Origin of the sequence: Pseudoalteromonas sp. NC201, assembly GCF_002850255.1 — a bacterium.
In the GTDB taxonomy this organism is placed as follows: Bacteria; Pseudomonadota; Gammaproteobacteria; order Enterobacterales; family Alteromonadaceae; genus Pseudoalteromonas.
The window spans coordinates 801,701-819,087 of the sequence record NZ_CP022523.1 but is presented as its reverse complement, the minus strand read 5'-3'; the positions used below and the strand labels follow the sequence as shown (position 1 = coordinate 819,087).

17 protein-coding genes are annotated in these 17,387 nt (G+C 41.1%); 2 read left to right on the top strand and 15 right to left on the bottom strand.

Annotated elements, in window-relative coordinates; all coding sequences use genetic code 11:
• Positions 1 to 9: 9 nt before the first annotated feature.
• The 7 genes from PNC201_RS21505 to PNC201_RS21475 all read right to left on the bottom strand — a co-directional run bounded on the left by PNC201_RS21505 (position 10) and on the right by PNC201_RS21475 (position 8,829).
• The gene (locus PNC201_RS21505; protein ID WP_102058376.1) at positions 10 to 1,248 is read right to left on the bottom strand and encodes a class I SAM-dependent methyltransferase; all 1,239 of its coding nucleotides are present in this window, start codon (positions 1,246 to 1,248) and stop codon (positions 10 to 12) included.
• Between the two features lie 567 nt (positions 1,249 to 1,815).
• The gene (locus PNC201_RS21500) at positions 1,816 to 2,802 is read right to left on the bottom strand and encodes a Calx-beta domain-containing protein (RefSeq protein ID WP_102058375.1); all 987 of its coding nucleotides are present in this window, start codon (positions 2,800 to 2,802) and stop codon (positions 1,816 to 1,818) included.
• A 9-nt stretch (positions 2,803 to 2,811) separates the two neighbouring features.
• On the bottom strand, positions 2,812 to 3,300 hold the full coding sequence (locus PNC201_RS21495) for a hypothetical protein (RefSeq protein ID WP_010603766.1): 489 nt from the start codon (positions 3,298 to 3,300) through the stop codon (positions 2,812 to 2,814).
• On the bottom strand, positions 3,300 to 3,938 hold the full coding sequence (locus PNC201_RS21490) for a glycine zipper domain-containing protein (RefSeq protein ID WP_158299154.1): 639 nt from the start codon (positions 3,936 to 3,938) through the stop codon (positions 3,300 to 3,302). Before PNC201_RS21490 ends, PNC201_RS21495 begins: the two co-directional genes overlap by 1 nt.
• Positions 3,928 to 6,063 carry a hypothetical protein gene (locus PNC201_RS21485; RefSeq protein ID WP_102058374.1) on the bottom strand — a complete coding sequence of 712 codons (2,136 nt, stop codon included), beginning with the start codon at positions 6,061 to 6,063 and terminating at the stop codon, positions 3,928 to 3,930. The genes PNC201_RS21490 and PNC201_RS21485 overlap by 11 nt, the downstream gene beginning before the upstream one ends.
• Positions 6,056 to 8,257 (bottom strand): hypothetical protein, encoded by a 2,202-nt coding sequence (locus PNC201_RS21480; protein WP_102058373.1) that lies wholly within the window; start codon positions 8,255 to 8,257, stop codon positions 6,056 to 6,058. Before PNC201_RS21480 ends, PNC201_RS21485 begins: the two co-directional genes overlap by 8 nt.
• A 143-nt stretch (positions 8,258 to 8,400) precedes the next feature.
• Positions 8,401 to 8,829: a hypothetical protein gene (locus PNC201_RS21475; RefSeq protein WP_102058372.1), complete on the bottom strand. Its 429-nt coding sequence runs from the start codon at positions 8,827 to 8,829 to the stop codon at positions 8,401 to 8,403.
• A gap of 663 nt (positions 8,830 to 9,492) precedes the next feature.
• Between PNC201_RS21475 and PNC201_RS21470 the strand changes: the two genes are divergently transcribed.
• Entirely contained in the window at positions 9,493 to 10,269 is a 777-nt protein-coding gene (locus PNC201_RS21470; protein WP_010603771.1) for a 2OG-Fe dioxygenase family protein, read from the top strand.
• A gap of 76 nt (positions 10,270 to 10,345) precedes the next feature.
• Here the strand turns inward: PNC201_RS21470 and PNC201_RS21465 are convergent, their stop codons facing one another.
• Together PNC201_RS21465 and PNC201_RS21460 are read right to left on the bottom strand one after the other, a co-directional pair.
• A complete protein-coding gene (locus PNC201_RS21465) occupies positions 10,346 to 11,413 on the bottom strand; it encodes a ChuX/HutX family heme-like substrate-binding protein (RefSeq protein WP_102058371.1) in 1,068 nt (355 codons plus the stop codon).
• A 478-nt stretch (positions 11,414 to 11,891) separates the two neighbouring features.
• Positions 11,892 to 13,028, bottom strand: coding sequence for an MFS transporter (locus PNC201_RS21460; protein WP_102058370.1), 1,137 nt, complete (start codon positions 13,026 to 13,028; stop codon positions 11,892 to 11,894).
• 208 nt (positions 13,029 to 13,236) lie between these two features.
• On the opposite strand from PNC201_RS21460, the gene PNC201_RS23350 reads away from it, so the two are divergent.
• Positions 13,237 to 13,425, top strand: coding sequence for a hypothetical protein (locus tag PNC201_RS23350; RefSeq protein WP_141240143.1), 189 nt, complete (start codon positions 13,237 to 13,239; stop codon positions 13,423 to 13,425).
• Between the two features lie 123 nt (positions 13,426 to 13,548).
• Here PNC201_RS23350 and PNC201_RS21455 read toward each other — a convergent pair whose 3' ends face one another.
• From PNC201_RS21455 to PNC201_RS23640, 6 genes are all read right to left on the bottom strand, one after another.
• On the bottom strand, positions 13,549 to 14,208 hold the full coding sequence (locus PNC201_RS21455) for a YoaK family protein (RefSeq protein WP_102058369.1): 660 nt from the start codon (positions 14,206 to 14,208) through the stop codon (positions 13,549 to 13,551).
• Positions 14,205 to 14,621, bottom strand: a complete 417-nt coding sequence (locus PNC201_RS21450) for a VOC family protein (protein ID WP_102058368.1) — start codon at positions 14,619 to 14,621, stop codon at positions 14,205 to 14,207. Before PNC201_RS21450 ends, PNC201_RS21455 begins: the two co-directional genes overlap by 4 nt.
• Positions 14,618 to 15,058 carry a DUF2214 family protein gene (locus PNC201_RS21445; RefSeq protein ID WP_010603776.1) on the bottom strand — a complete coding sequence of 147 codons (441 nt, stop codon included), beginning with the start codon at positions 15,056 to 15,058 and terminating at the stop codon, positions 14,618 to 14,620. The genes PNC201_RS21450 and PNC201_RS21445 overlap by 4 nt, the downstream gene beginning before the upstream one ends.
• A 30-nt stretch (positions 15,059 to 15,088) precedes the next feature.
• On the bottom strand, positions 15,089 to 15,499 hold the full coding sequence (locus PNC201_RS21440; protein WP_102058367.1) for a nucleotide triphosphate diphosphatase NUDT15: 411 nt from the start codon (positions 15,497 to 15,499) through the stop codon (positions 15,089 to 15,091).
• Positions 15,500 to 16,096: 597 nt separating this feature from the next.
• Entirely contained in the window at positions 16,097 to 17,089 is a 993-nt protein-coding gene (locus tag PNC201_RS21425; RefSeq protein WP_102058365.1) for an LLM class flavin-dependent oxidoreductase, read from the bottom strand.
• A gap of 127 nt (positions 17,090 to 17,216) precedes the next feature.
• Entirely contained in the window at positions 17,217 to 17,366 is a 150-nt protein-coding gene (locus tag PNC201_RS23640) for an amidohydrolase family protein (protein ID WP_266070353.1), read from the bottom strand.
• Positions 17,367 to 17,387 lie beyond the last annotated feature (21 nt).

Sequence of the window (17,387 nt, the reverse complement as noted above, 5' to 3'; positions counted from 1 at the left end):
TTTATTTTCCTACTTTTTAGCTACGATTAAATTCATTGCACCATGAAAGTGAGTGCAGTCTCGGTTTGTTACAGACAGTCCAGCTTGTTCTAGCCAACCTTCAATTTTATCTAAAGTATAAAACGAATGTTGGTATTGTGTGACAAATTGTAAATTCAATCTCTTAAAGTCTGCAACAGCAGGATTGCCACTAAATTGCGATTCATACAGCTCAATCATCATTTCCATGTGAGATTTTGTCATGTTTTCATTGGGGTTTGCGATAATTAACAGGCCACCCGGAGCAAGTAAGTTATAGCAGTGTTTAAAAACTAAAGAAGGATTATCCATCGCATAAACACTGTTTATTAATGTAATCACGTCGTATTGATGTGTATTTACAAATTCTTCGAGTTGAACATGAAATGCTTGAAATCGCTGTGGTTCTTTAAGTCTCTGCAGATTGGCGTTGGCTTTTTGCACCATATCAAGAGATGTATCGACGCCGTGATAAGTAGAAACCTCACCATTAACAAAAGCGGCTAAGTTTCCATTTCCACATCCAGCATCCAGTACAACTCCTGACAACAGCGGAGCAATTGTATTATAAAGTTCAACCTGTGGTGGAGTAATAATAGAGTCAAATGCACTACTATATTCATCCCAATGAGATTTATTCATAATTTCCCTTTTAATTAGACTATCACTCTTATTAAAGCAAGATGATAAGTTTCGATTTAGGAAGCGAAGGCCCCTTTGCTTTATCTCTTTCGTTTCAACAACTAGAGCAGATATTTTTCTATCAACCCCAATATCATAGTTGCAATCACTTTTAATCAGTATAGCGTTAAATAACTTTTTATAAAAATCAACATTTCCTCTCAGGATAAAAAACAACCGCTCATAACCCATCTGTTGTGCTTTATCTAATAACAGACCATAAACGACTCTGGTAATTGCGACATCTTTACTCGATATACTAAGCTGGCCTACAACTGCATCCTTTTTAGGGTCAAAGTCATCGCTTAATGATGCCCTTACTTCTTTCCAAACATCTTCATCGTCATACGCACTGCTCAGTCCAAAAGTCGCTATTGGATTATGTGGAACTTGGCTTATATCACTAAGTAGGTATAGAGAAATACCTTTACCTAAGATTTTATCTTTAGTAACTCTGATAGCTGGAAAGTTTTCCACATAGTTTTCTTTCAACGTTTTAACTGCGACATCAATATTATTTAAATTACATGCTTCTATTTTAAAAGACATAGTAAATTCCTCTCATTCTGTTTTTAAAGGAGAGGTAAAATCTGTCTGCAGCCAGAGTTCACCTTACATCAGGCGTTTGCTTGTTTGCCCGATAGACATAAGGTTAAGGCGATAATGGCAGATGCCAGAGGCCGATATTTGGAAAATTCACAAACCAATAAGCTATTTAATATCAATTAGTTAATGGATTAGGAAAGAAATAGGAAATAGATTGGAAGTAAAGCAAGGTGCTACTTGTAGCACTTGATATAAAAGGATCTCAAATTAGCTCTGTATTTTTACAAACGTCAGCTACAGACAACCCTCTGCCAGCTCTTTAGTCAGCAATCGTTTTGTTTGAAAGTTTTACAGGTAAATATTGTAGTTCGATGTAATGGTTGAACTTAAACACCGTAAACCAAAGGCTCGCAGTATTTGAGGGTGCTTCAATGAGCTATTGCTAACTCATCGAATAATGAACAAAAGTTCTCTCGATTTTCACTTCTGTTGATGGGGAGTATGCAGCAGCGCTGAGTGCGCTGCCCATTGGCTTAGTTGAAAGTTAGCCCAATAAATAAGCAACTCAGATTAGATAACACTACCATTGTTATTTGCTTTCACTTCAAGCTTTACTACCTCACCTAACTCCTCGAGCCACTTAGGCGAGTTAGAAACTCTGGAACTCAAGTAGTCAAGTAACTGAGCTTTCATCACAGTTGTTGCTTCATATTGAGTATGAAACTGTTGTTTTTTCAGCGCTTCAAGGTGGGAATCCAATGCATTTCTCAAAACATTAGGGTCCAAATCTAAAGCTTCATTAAAAAGAACGATGTATTTTTCTCTCGCTCTTTGAATATTATCTTGAGTATTACGGTAATTCTTGACCAAGTTCGCCTTTGGATTTTCTTTGGTTGACAGATAGTTACCAAGGATCTCAAGCTGTTTCAAATCATTCGAAAGGTCCGCTGCAAGAGCTGAAAGGTTACTTACCAAAAGGCTGCTTTTTTCCACTAAGTCTTTGTTTACTCCAGCTTCGACAATCATCACGATATGTGACGGCTGCCCTTTCACATTTTTCAGCTTAATGTAAAACATTTCATTGTTTTCATAGACATCGGAGTCAGGAATAATAGGAATATTTATTGATTTTTGCACTTCACCAGGCTGGAACTGTAAAGCAATATCAAGGGCTCGATAGTCCTCAGCTGCTTTTGCAGTACCATCTTCTGTTATCAACTCTATCTGTTGTACTAAATCAATGCCTGTTGTTCGATGAATAGTAACTTCCACAACGGCATTAGACTCTTGAACTTCAGTCTTCACACCAGAAAAAGTAATATTTTCATATTCTTTAGGAAAAAAATATGGATAAGATAGCGCTGCCAATGTTGATAAACAAAGTACCCAACTAAAGGAAGTGACAAACGAAAAATGCCAACGCGCAAACAGTAATGGCTGAGCACAAACACCACACTTGTTGGCATATGATTTAGTAAATAACTTATGCGCCCGAGCATTGCTGCAGTGTTCTATATTGTTGCAATAATATTGTGCTTTTATTGGTTTAATCGACATCTACATTACTCAAAGTATCATATCTATTTCTTGTGCTAGTGATTCAAGCTCACTCTCTAGCTGGTTTAGCATTTGCTGTTGTCGTGATTCGCTTGCCGCTTCCTGAAATTGTCTCAATACCTCCTCTCGACTCAGGCCGAGCCATGGGTAACGTGTTTTCAGCTGGCTAATTTTTGTCTGATTAATATGTTCAAGACCTTTGTATGTTTCTATCTTATCCAGCAACGCATCATGGCTTGCAATTAAAGCGTTTAACTTCTCACTTTGTATTACTATCAACTGTGTTAGTTGTACCTTGTCACTTTCAAGCTCTTGATTTTCTTCCTCAATCGCATTCATTTGAGCTTCGATATCCACTACTCTTCGGTTTAGCTGTGCCTGTCGTTGCTTTGCTTTTTCTTCGCTCCATCCATACAACCCACCAGTTGTCGGATCACCTGTCGTCTTACAACCTGCTAGCAAAGACAAAAACAAGCAATATATAACCCGCTTCAGCATTAATATAATTTCCGTCTATCTAATGAAGCTAGCTGGGCTTGCATGACTTCTAGCTCGTTCTTTTCAGCAAGAAGTTGTTGAATAACCGTTTCACTATGTGAGGCTAATTGCACAGAAACGGTTTCTCTTTCTTGTGCCAGCACGTCCTTTTGGTACTGAATTTCTTCAGTCAATATCTCGACTAACTTAGCTGACTTGGAAACCGCTTTAGACAGACTATCTTTTTGCGTTTCTAAGCTACTATACTCAGCACTGCGTTTTTGAGACTCTGCCTCAATGCTTTCTAACTGCGCGGTATAACCTTCTATTTCCAAATGAATTTTTTCTCTTTCATTTTTTGCTGCGATAAGTTTCTCTTGTGCCCCTTTAATCACATCTTGCATATATAACTCAGTATTAGCGTAATCCTGCTTCTTCTTAACCACACTCTTGGCATAAAGATCACCGGCAACAGCACCAATCAATGCACCAATCATAGCGGCTTGCTTATTGTCACCTAATACCAAACCAAGCGCACCACCAATGAGTGCACCTGTCGATGCTCCCTCAGCTCGAGTTTTAGTGTCGTCAGTCATTGCACACCCGGATAGCAAAGCTGTCATGATTGAAGCAGCAACAAGGTTTTTTCTACTTTTCATCGTTCGTTTCCCACTGGTTATTGGATTTAGTAAGTACATCAGCTAATTCTTCGATATCGCTCGAGGCATGGCTGTTAGGGGCTGGCAGTAGCTCTTCTATGGTCGACTCTTTAGTATTTAAATGACGGTAATCATTTTCGATACGCTCTTTTTCGTCTAGTAAGTCCTCAAAATCATCGCTGTCGCGCAGGAAACTCAATCTTCTTTCTGTAACTTCGTCCGCAAGCTTTTGCTTTTCGTCTTTGCTTTGTTTTAAATCAACTAAACGCTGCTCTAAACGCATACTATCGACATCGGCAATTGATTTGAGCTTACGATCTCGACTATCAAGCTGCGCTTGGATCAGGCTTTCGTCTTTAATTTCTAGTCTTTCAATCAGTAGATCCATTCCTCGGCTGCGCCTCAACAGAGCCGATACCTCACTGAGCAATTCATCTTGTAACTTTGCGTTATACTCGCGTTTATTCACCCAAAGCGTAATGGAAGGGATAAGTAATGTTGATGCCTTGAAAAGCCTAATAACTTCCTGTTTTATATCATCTAGTTCATTCTCAATCGCCAATTTTTTACAGACTCTATCGTCATTCCCTTTAAGGGCGGTGTTGGTATGACGCTCAGGAGAATCAATTCGGTAACCAAAATCCCATTTTTCAAACGTTTCCCAACTATGTTCACCACCGGCGTCACTGACGACTAGACCGAGCACTTCAAATGCACCACTGAATGAATACTCGGCACCAATCCCGTCTTGTCCACCAAAAAAATGCTTAAATTGGATTGGTATTTTTTTACCTCTTAGCTCTTCAAGCCTCATGGCATCTTCAGATTCAACTGCCATAAGTGACTTAATACTTACCACCAAGCCATGTTGTTCACTTAATCGTTTGCCAATTTCATCTTCAAGTTGAGGCCGGATTAATTCTTCAAACTGACTTAATGCTTTGTAATGATTAAACTTGTCATTCAACATCACTTCTTTGCAAATGTCGTGTACTAATACTTTTATTCTGTCGAGAATTTGCGCTTGCGTTATTGCTAACAAATCAATCTGATTGTCGTTTTCACTACTTGCAAATAAGTGACGGTATTTCTCAAACTCTCCTTCTTTCGCCTTAACTTCCATGCGAATATTTAACCGTACACGGCTACCAAACATCCCCGTTTTAAATGCGCCATCTTCTTTATCAAACGTGAGCATCAACCCATTTAATAACCTCAGCGGAGCAATGTTTGGTAATGTATGAAATGAATTAAGTTCATAACCAATCGCAGTAGCTTGTTGCTTAACACTATTTTTAACCTGATCGGAGATAGAGACGTCTTGACTCGTTGCCGTTTTGAAGTTGCTCAGCAGATCCATTTCAGATTTGCCCAAAATATGCTGACGGATTGCTCTCTCAATACCCGCCTTCATGTGTGCTACCACCCCCTCGATATCGCTAATTTCAGACTTGCGATAGGCTTGATAGTTATTCAATGTCATTTGACATTCGGACGTTACTTCTAAGCCCGTTTCTTTTATCTTGGTACTATATTTAAATTCGGCATATCGCTCTGGTGCATTACGCAACGTAAAGCCAATATTAAAATCCATTCCTTTTAATTCTTGCTGCATTTGCTCGCACACCGAAGTGTTTAATTCACTGCTTTCTCCACGCTGTAGCTCTTGCTGATAAAACTCATCCAATAAGTTGCTATTTTGTGAGTCCAAGCATTTCTTATACATTTTCGACATGCAGTGATGCAGGTGCTTATCTATTAAATTAAATAATCCTTTTTCCGGCGTGCCTGACATACTCAAGATTTCGACTAACTTATGTGCTTCAGTTTGATCTGTAATTTTAAGCTGAAAGGTAGCGTAAAACTCTAGTGCAATCTCACTTGCACCTTCATGCCATTCAAATGGAATTTTGCTAATGACGATTGGTTTTGTATGAGATTTAACAAAGAAATATTCATAATGTTTCTTATTAAATAAATCAGATAGCAAACCTTGCTTGGTTACGATTTGGTTGGTTTTCTTATTCCAAGTGACAACAAATCCTTCTCCATGAACTCTCGGATTGTGAAAGTTAGTATCGACTTTTCTGATTAAGTTGCTCAAATTAGAGATGCTTTCATGCATGGTAGGATTCTCTTCTAGGTTTTTTAAATTGTTTAATAGCTTCGCTTAACACGCCTTTTTTTAGCTTTAGTAGCATCCTCAACTCTTTATCTGATCTACAATTTCTGTACTGCTCTACCGCCTTATCTCGCTGAATTCTTAAATCTGCTTTAATTTGCTCGTACTGTTTTCTGGTGCAAGCAATGGCAAACAATTGATTCAATCGTTTGAATTTTTCATTTAACTCCGTAAGCATCATGTCGTAATGCTCATATTCGCTTTCATCGGTGATATATTGCGCTTGGAGCAGCGTTTGCTTTATATAAATTGATGTGGTTAAAAATGCTGTGATGTTTCTCTTCTTTAGACTTTCGCTCAAACTTGGCATCGCGAGCAATTGGTAAATTAACTCTTCCGCCCCCTCTTCAAACATTAACGTAATCAAGTAGGAGGTAGCCTTATCATCAACTTGGTTATTTCCCTCTAACACACGATGCATAAGACTAAAAACAAAAAGTCTCACAATCATTAAAGTTAAAACACACTTCTCACTATCGGAAGGTATACTTTTTAGTATTTTTAATAAGTGAAAGGAGTCGCTATATAAATACCCTGAAAAATAGTAGCGAAGCAGCGCAAAGCTAGGACATTTCTTACTCTTATCCAACCCAAGCTCATAGCTTTTAGAAAATATATACTCTAATGACAAAACTTCAGACTCACTTTCAAATTCAATTGAATAGGCTAGAGTATTAAACAAAAAATAGAGGTGATTTTTGAAATCACACACCATCTCTTTAAGCTTATTTTCATAGGTTGATTTAAATACTGGCACCCAGTTGTCAATATGAATTTCTAAGTCTGAAATAGATATTAAATCTTTCTCTTTCTTTTCCACTTGCCCTAGTAGTTGATAAATAAATTCATCGATGGCTATTTTGAATCTATCTTGATAAGAGAGCGCCCTAACAAATGAGATAAAATGAATTATTTTTGAATTTGGACACTGACGATAACGTTCAAATAATTTTAATAGGTAGTCACTGTCAATAGTAATTACCCCGACTTCAGAAAGCTTTAAGTAGAAGTAGGCGAGGTCTGAAAAAAGTGCATCTATGTCAATGAGTTCATTTGTTATATCCTGATCAAAAATGACTTCCTCAATAATTGGCGAGAGTACAGCTAGTTGGAATGGATTGTTTGTAAGCAACTTTTCTCGATATACGCTTGCCTGCTTAATCGAACTTAGCCTGATACAACAAATACCTAAGCCCGACGGTGATGTGAGCTCAAGCCCAGCTAATTTTAAAAACGCATCAGGATCTTGCTGCCAACGAGCATAAGCATGAGTTAACGCTTCGACTCCTTCTCCTATTTCTTTAGCTTGTTTTAATTTATGGTCAAATGCCTTAGCAATTGCATTTTGAAACAACACCAGTGGCATATTGTTAAACCAACAAGTTAGTGTAATAACTAAACAGTCCAACCAGTCGTCGTTATCTAGTGCTGCCACAGGTAATGGGTCATGTGTAAAGTGAACTGCAGGCTGCCAATAACCAAGCATAGAACTTACAGAGTTGAAACGCAGGTATTCCTGGATCCTTCTAGGACAGTCACTATCGCCTTTACTATCCAATACCATAAGCAGCGTTGCCTTACGTGCTTTTAGTTTAGACGTCAGTGCATTTAGATTTTCACGGGTTTCGATAAAGCGCTCGAAACTTTCTAGGTCTTCTATTGGTTGCCTAATAACATAAGCGTGTTGACTTTCTACGTAAGGAAATCTTGCTTCTAAATACTCAGTCATTCGACATGAATTGTGACGTATGTAGTAAGATGATATGTCGGTGTGCTGTAAAGCAGCAGCGATAGCCTCTGAGAGATAAAAGGCATTCTCGTTATTTTTTCCAATAATCAGCCAATTGTGACAAACGAGGAAGTTGTTAAGTTCGGCTAACTTGATGTCATCTAAAATGACCTCATTACTCGCAATTTTTGGAAACGTTCTTAACTGAAGTGCTTCATACTTCAGTGGTTTCTTATCAGCGTTTGAAAAATAGTTATTGACCTGAACATCTCTGTTCCCTTGGATCACGGCCTCTTCAAACGTACTACTATCAAACTGGCTCAGTTGCTGAGGAACATCATTCTCATATGCATTGGTTTCGATGCCAATGCTTGAACCAGCTTCCGCTTCCTTTGGATCCGCACTCATATAAAATCACTTTTAAATATAAAAAAGAAGTAATTAAACCTTAATAGCTTCTAAAAACGAGCACTTCGTTATAGAGATACAAGCTTCTAACTAGCTTACATTTTCAGGGTTAAGCCACCCCTTATCAGAATTTAAGATTACCTTTAATCTTTAGCACCAAAATTAAGCGTAATATCCCTATTACCAGTGATAACATTTGGTGCATTCGCCCCGCCGTTAAAGGTACACCCTTGAAACTGAGCATTGCTTTGCTGGCCATTTTGATTTGTAGGGTCTGAGTGGTGGTTGTTTTGTTGATTTTCTATTCGCTTTTGGTGGTATTCCAGCGCTTCTTCAGGCTCAATATTAAGCGCAGTCAATAGATTCTTTAGCTTACTTACCGTCGATGACGAGAGTGGCGCTAAACTGGCTAAGTAGCCTTCCGTCTTATAATTGCGAAGACTTCTATCACTCATGTAAGCACTGTCTGTAACTTGCTGCTCGGACAGTCCGTTTTGATTAATCTTCTCAACAATCAGCTGCCTTAAGGACTCTAATTGCACCTCATCCGCAAAGTTATAAACTTGTTCCATTTCGCGCTCCTTACCCTTAGGCATATCAAAAATCTCACTTACAGATCTAAAAACCACATTTAGATTACATTTCTATACAATTAGAACACAATTTTCAAATCTATTTTCACTTTGTTACTTAAATATAAATTATGAAGGTAACTACCATTCGGTAACTTGCATCATTGTGAATATCAACGACCATTACTTGGCACTGAAATAAAATTATTTAAAATCATACCGATACTAGCTAACTAACTGTTCTGCACATTTATCAATCGGACTTTGTCAGCGAAACCAGACGCAAATTCATTGCCGGACAAGTCTGTCAAGGTAGAAATAACCACCCCTATCGCTTGGCACAAAATTGCAGAAATATCATTCCTGGATGCAATGCGGGTTTGAATTGGCAACCTTCTATAATTTGCAATTTACTGAAGGCTGTTCACAAAGCTCACTGCCCCTATCTAGACATCAAAGCTTAGCAACGTAATAAATAACTCACTTATAAAACCACTATAAATTTCCGTTCCCATTCCGTTTTTATTCCTTATTTTTCCTTCACAATCATACAGTTAAATGAAAACCTATAAATACCAAAACACATCAGATGGGGTGAATATGAAAAAGCTTATTGAAATTTTTAAGAAAACAAATCAACAAAGACAGATAGGAGAATCAAAGATGACTAAAACTACATTGTTAAGAAATGGTTTCTGCCAATATTCTTTGCCAAATTTAAACGTTGGTTCACGACAAGATATTGAGTCGTTACTGAAGCAGGTAGAACCTGAATTAGGCTTAGACACCTATATTCCATCCGGCCAAAATGCAAGAGGTATCGTGCGCTATACCGTCAAGGACGCTAACACTCACCTTATCAGCCCCGAAAATAGACAAGGAGGCCAATACTATGTTTACGGCTTGTCTCAACAACTAAACCCGGACGCAGGGGGTAAACAAAGATGGTTCAAAGCAATAACACATTGCACTGACGGTACATTGATTTGCAACCACCCAGTAATAGCAGCGCTGACTGAATTTTTGATCCAACATTCAATTCCAGCACCGTCGTACCATGTTGAGCATCAGTTTATTGGCTATTATCCGACACCTCATGCGGATTGCTTAGTAACCCCAAATACGCTTCATTTCGACGGGTTAAGTCATCAAACGATTACCTCAATCCTTACGCTGGCCAGAGAGAATGTATCAGGCGGGGAGTTTGTGATAGCTGACGGTGTCGCGGTAAACACCCCTATAGATAATGTCAGTACCCAAGATCTTCGGCTCTTTGCTGAATTACCAGTGGGGTCAGGCGTGATTATGGACGAGTGTCAACGTGGTACTTCCCGCCCACTTTGCCATAGTGCAATGGCGACAAGAATGGAGAATGTGCAGCAAAATACCGTCTCTAAACGAATAATTTTGGTCTCAGAAGTCACGCCTATTTGGCACTAGAAAACCAAAGGGCTCTTTTATAGAGCCCTTTTCAATTTAGCTGATTGTAGAGGATAGCTTTTCTATAGCTCAAGTATTACGCCGCAACCCGTCCTTTATGGATCAATCGCTCACATAGCGCCTGCCACTCATCGGTTTGTTTTTTGCCTTCAATTCGGCGACCAAACAGCGTTAATACAGTCTCGCGATTGGCATCAAAAAACTCAATAGAGGTAACCACAGTATTGCCGTTATCCGTGGGTTTTCTGACCACGAACGCGCGGGTTAGGTCGTCTGCTTTTATATGCAGGCTAAACTCAGGATCTAATACGTTAAACCAAGGGCCAACTTGTTTGAGGTTTTCAACCTTTCCAGAGAAGATCTGTACCGCACCTGGATTGCCAACGAATACCATAATCTCTTGCTTAAACATGTTTGCTTGCTGAAATATATCTGCAAGGTCAAAGCTTTGTAGCTCAAAGCTCCATGGTGAGCCAACGATTTCAAGGGCCTGCAAGCGTTCAAGGTTATATGTCTCTAAAAGCTTTGGAAAATGATGGACATCATTTAACTCGCCCCACTGCGACCTAAAATCATCTAGTTGCGCAGTACTCAAGTCCCTAATATTAGTATCTAGGACTTCAAAAGGCGTTACATCCAACTTGTGACTATGTGTTAGCTGGTAGCGTGCTTTAAGGTTCACAAACTCGTTAAAGTCGGCGTCTGCAGTCATATATACCTTATGTACAGCGCGACCATTTTCATCGAAAAATTGAAAACTAGTATGCTTATCCGTTTCAACAAGAAATACACTTTTCCATTTGTGCAAGAAAAGCCGCAGATCAATCCCTCCTGGATTGATGGCCACGGCACTAAGTTTGTTACTGTGCCCTGTAACATAGAGCTTTTCATACAAACCAGTTATCTCGCTCACCACAGAGCCATTTCTAGTCAAAGCCATCACTTTTCCAAGCTTTTTAAATCCTTTTAATAAATCCGCGATTTTATGCTCATCTAATCTGGTAACTCGAGACGTAACAGGCTCATCCAGCTGTGCGTTTAGCAACTCAGCTTCACTCACACCTAGCTGCATAGCCGCAACAATGGGCCTAATGTTAGGCTCTCCGATTAGTAGCATTTTATAATCTTGAATAAGTTGTTCCATATTTCCTCCACAAGGAACCTAGCTTAACCACCCATTTGGCAAAGAAAGAAAACAAGTTGTTGATTTACAGTGCTCACATATATAGACGCAACATCATCCGATCAAACCATGTACCAACTTTGCAAATACCATGAAACCCAAAGCAAATGAAAATGAGAATTAATATCAAAAATGATACTAGCAATTTATTTCGTCTAATGAAAGTCCACACAGATTAAAACATTTCTACTCAATCAAAAGCACTCGTGTTCAATTGAATATGCAGGCTGGCATACCAACTCGCTTAATTCAGCTTCCAATTTTGAGGCGAGAGAATCTTGTCGATAACACCGCTACCGCCAAGGTACCTACATCCATGTAGGCAGGGCGAAAATTTTGCTATTCAGTTGTTCTAAATGAGAAATTTTTAACGCCGTTAGCGTCAGATTTGCTCCTTAAAATTGAGCAAGTATTAAGGCTAATTGGTACTAGTTACCTCCTAAACTGATGCGCCTTTTACGGGGCGTAAACACAAAATGGCAAGACTAAACAAAATAATAGCAAGCAGCGCCATTGCAGCCGCACCAAGGCTGTAAGCAAAACCTGCGACGGCAGACCAAATCGCCACACCAATGTGCATCATGCTCATGGCCAGTGAGATAAGTACACCACGATGTGCAGGCGAAAGTTCTGAAATATATGCCTGTAATGCCGGTGAACCAATGCCGCCAGCCAATGCCCAAAGTGTCATCAAAAAGTATAACGGTATGAGAGAGATACCTTGATACCAATAAAGCCCGCTACTGGCAATGAGGCAAACGACCAATGACGCACGCATGACCTGCCGCCCACTTTCAAAGTGGGTTGCGAGTTTTGGCATCATCAGGTTTCCAGCAACACTCACTAAGCCTAATAAGGCATACAGTACACCAATAAACCACACTGACAGTGCTTGTGTATCTCGTAAATGCTGCCCAACCAAATTGAACAAACCAATACCACCACCTAAACCGATACACATGGTAAGTAATGCGCCAACAACACCGGGGATTTGCCATAGCTTGACTGATATCTTGGTGCCTTCTCCAGCTTTGTCACTTGGGATCGCACGGCGGTTTACGGTAAGTAATAACGCCACAACCCAAGTGGCGATCCCGAGTGCAACAAAAGCCGCTCGCCACGACATTAAATGCGTTAAAAACGCGCCAAACGCAGGACTTGAGATCATGCCAAGAGTTAAGCCTGCTTGCACCCAACCGATCCGTTTGAGCGCATCTCCACCAGAGCTTGCCGCGATGGCAAACGCAATCGGGAGCATGCCAGCACTGGCAATCCCCGTGATCACACGAGCAACTAAGCCCCACTTAAATGAAGTGACAAGCCCTGTCGCGATGGAGGCACCACCAAAAACCACTATTGCAGGTAAGATGATAGCGCGGTGCCCTGCTTTATCCGAGAGCGCCCCAAATAGCGGAGCCACAATCGCTAGGGCAACGCTGTAAGTGGTAATAAACAGTGTAACTCGCTCAGGCTTTACACCTAATTCGAGTCCAATAGGCTCAAGAATAGGCCCAAGCATCAGCTCATCGGCCCCGGCTAAAAACGCAATAAAGGCGAGTAATAAAGTCAATAACATCTCATTACCCCTTTTTTGCGCAGCAAACGTTTACCTTGCTAGTAATGAGCAAAGCATAAGAAATAAAGCCAATATTAAGTTGGTCTTTGTTTAGGTTAATGCCTGACATTATCAGGCCTTTTAAAATCAAGTTCATTAAATTACATCCATAAAAAACGGGAGATCGGCTGTAATACCGACCTCCCGTTTCAAAAAATTTCGAAAACGTGTGCCACTGAATTTCGGGCACAAAAAAGCCGGCGATGAAGTATCATCGCCGGCTTCGTCTTTCCAATCATCAGATACACTGCCGCTGCCCACCTTTATTCAGGTAGTCGCCAATGTCTCTGATGAAGATTTAGAAAGTAAGCTCCGAGCAACACTTCATCGTGTTAATGCGCGGAGCAAAGCCTTCTAACAAAATTCTTAAATAGGATGTAAAACATCGTGGAAAGATCCAAATTAAAATCGCGCGCCAATGTATACGATGTCGATTAAGTAGTCAATAATCCAAACCAAGATACGTCAACACAGCGGTGTGCTACCCCTTATCCCTAAGCGCAAAGCGGTAAACACCAGCAATTAGCAAACAGATGGTTATAGGTAACCACAGCGCCTGAAAGTGAAACTTGTTGTAAAGCCAAGCGCCCAACACGCCACCTGCCACAAACCCTGAAATGATCAACACAAACAGTTTTGTTTTTCTGGTATCCAAAGGCTCGCCTCTAAACAATGCCCCAATCATCAGCCCTAAGTCGGTGAATATTCCTGTTACATGGGTTGTCCTCACCACAGCTCCACTGTACGTGGTGGCTAATGCGTTTTGTAGTCCACAAGCCGCGGAGGCAAAAAAATGACCATAAAATGAGCCTTGCATCAGTAAGACGAGAGACACGGTAAGCAACATGGCTTCGAGCACCAACGCGGTATCATAATGTTTGCCAAGCCTTAACGTGGTGCCATGCAGCAAAAACCCTGCAAGTGCAGAGCCAAGCAAGAACGCGAGTAACACTCCAAATAAGTGCAGGGTTTCTTTAAGGCTGCCACCTAAAAAACTAGTTCCGAGCATAGTCGCAGTGCCGGATAAATGAGAAACGGATTGGTGCTCAAAGCTAAGTAGGCCGATTGCATTCACAAATCCTGCGACGAGCGCCAATATAAAAGCGCCGATCTCAACCCATTTTGGTAACTTAGAGATCATCTCTTTGCCAAAGGGTGATCAGGGTTTAGCTGCAATAAGTCCCAGCGGTTGCCATAGAGATCTTCAAATACAGCAACCGTGCCATAATCTTGCTCTTGCGGCTCGCGAATAAACCGAATGCCAATAGATGTCATGCGCTCATAATCACGCCAGAAATCATCGGTATTTAAAAATAAAAATACCCGCCCACCAGCTTGATCACCAATAAACTCCTGCTGCTCTGGCGTAGAAGCTCTGGCAAGTAGTAACGCCGTACCATGTGAATTAGGCGGTGCTACCACCACCCAGCGTTTATCTTGCTCGGGTTGATAGGTGTCTTCTATTAATTCAAAACCTAGTTTATTGACGTAGAAGTCGATGGCTTCATCGTAGTCTTTGACGACGAGCGCAATATTTACAATATTTTGTTTCATGATGAGGGCAACCCATAGCCTCTTGCCATAAGTGCAGCAAGTAGCGGTAAAACTAAAAGTAACAGCATTTCTAGCCTTTTAATGACGATAATACGCTGGGGCACAAATAAATTATCTTTTGTTGTATTACGGTGCTTCAATAAAAACACAGTCGGAATGATAGACAGCAAAGCGATTAACAAAAATAGTCCGACTTTGGCATGGAAAATCGGATTTTTAGTGTAGAACTCACTGGGCTTGCCAACTACAAACCACAACGTTAACCCCGCGCCAAGTGTTACCAGCGCACTGACACCATACAAGCCATCAACTACCGCTAACCGCTTAATACTCTGACTACTCATTGATTTAGAGAGTAACACGTTTTCAATCGCGAGCGTCGATGCCAAAAATAAAATACCGAGAAAGTGAATATATCTAACGACTATTTCTTCCATGCTGTGCCCCAATTACCATTTTAGCCTTGATTAGCCTTGATAAAGTGTGTTGTTTTCTTCTAAAAAGTTCACCAAAGGCAAAAATAGGGGCTGCGGCAATTCATCAAGCGAAAACCACTGCCATTGTTTGCATTTATTTGGCTCTTTAACTTCTGCATCATGAGTATCGCACCTTGCCATGACAAACAGAGTGACATAATGTTTCTGCTCATTGGCAAAATAATCATTAGTAAAACCAAGCTTTTCAACGTTTACAACATCTAGCCCCGTTTCTTCATGCACCTCTCTTATCGCGCATGCCTCAATGTCCTCTCCATACTCTAAATGGCCACCAGGGGTTGCCCAAGTATGTGCGCCATGAGCGCCGATGCGCTCACCAAGCAAAATTTTATTATCGTGCATTATTACCACGCCAACCCCGACGCGTACGACTTGATCCATTATTTTTCCTTAGGGCCTGTTTACCTTTCAAGTTTGTTTTTGCAGCAGTTTGATTGGTATTTGTACAAGGCAGAGCCTGCGTAGCATAGTTATTCTATGTGAGTCAGGCGATAACACAGTAGAAATGCTAATCAAGCGCTGCCCTTTGGGTTCACCTGAGTGCGCTTTGTTCATTGTTGCTCAACTTTTGCCTAGATTACTAGGCGGCAAGTCGAGCGTCGCGACCAAAACAAACTCAGAAGAACAAAAATCAAACAGCAAAGATCAACAGGCCCTAGTTGTTACTGCAAATATTGACTCGCTGAACTTATTATTCAGGGTGATTTAAACACCCCGAGCTCAGCAAGTTTAGCTTCTAGTACCTTAGTGCTTCATTTTCATCACGGAGCGTCGTTTTTTCCGTACCTGACATCAACTTACTCCCCGGTAATGGGGCGTCATCAAAGGTCCGCGCTATTTCTTTCGCCCCGACATAAAGGCAGAATAAGTAGAGAAAGGATACACAACCAAATCGTTTTCAACTTTCGTTCCCTGTAAATTTTTAACTCGCAGTGTACCGCAAACCTTCTCTTAAGTACTGCCTTCGCACTCAGACTTTTACGTTAAGCTCGCCAAGATTTCAAGCGCATGTTTTCTATCACTTAGCTCGTATAAATCGTTGGTAAAAATAAACTCATCGACCGCTAACTCACGTTTAATCATGCTGAGTTTATGGTGGACAGTCGCGGGGCTTCCAACCACAGATAGGCCTAAAAAGCTGTCGACTTGCATTTGCTCTTGGGCATTCCATAGACCCTCCATCGAATCAACGGGGGGTTTCAACCATAACGCCTGGCCTCGCATCAACGCTAGGATACGTTGCTTTGACGTGGTAGCTAAATACTGCGCTTGTTCGTCGGTATCGGCTGCAACTACCGGTAAGCCAAGCGTTACATAAGGTTTATCTAACACCTTTGATGGTTGGAAATCGCGGCGATAAAGCGCAATAGCATCATGCACGAATCGTGGCGCAAAATGACCCGCAAATGCATAAGGTAAACCTCGCTTTGCGGCGAGCTGGGCACTATAAAGACTCGAGCCAAGCAACCAGATTGGTACCTTGGTGTTTTCGCCCGGAATGGCACGCACCGAGGATCTACCGTCATAAGGACCGAGCAAGGCTTGTAATTCAGCAACTTCATCGTCAAATTGCTCCGCACGTCTCTCATCGCGACGTAGTGCTCGGCTGGTAATAGGATCGCTGCCAGGCGCGCGCCCTAATCCCAAATCAATACGGCCTGGATAGAGGCTTTCTAAGGTGCCAAACTGCTCAGCGACGACTAACGGTGGATGGTTTGGCAACATCACGCCACCCGCCCCTACCCGAATATTGTGAGTGTGTCCGGCAATATGCCCTATCAATACGGAGGTTGCTGCGCAGACGATGCCACGCATATTATGATGCTCAGCCATCCAAAAGCGTTTAAAGCCAAGTTCATCCGCTTTTTGCGCATAAGCCACGCTGTTAGCGAGGGTTTGTGAAACGGTATCTTGCTCTTTCATCGGGCTTAATTCGAGCAAAGAAAATGGCATGTTAGCAAGTGAAGTCATAACAATCCTTAACGGTTTGAGTTAGACCATAGAGTAAGGGTTGCTACTTCTATTTCAATCCGAAATCCCGCACTACATTGTTGCTGATTCTCGACTGGTTATGAACAGTCAAGCCATTAGCCCCACGTTAAAAGGCCTGATTTCCATGGATCCACGTTTGCGTAACTTTGGTCACTTTTATTTCTTCGAATGATATATTGAATAGGTTTTGGTCTAACACAATAAAGTCAGCAAGCTTTCCAACCTCGAGGCTTCCAACAATGTCTTCTTGTCGCATCGCGTACGCAGCATTTATTGT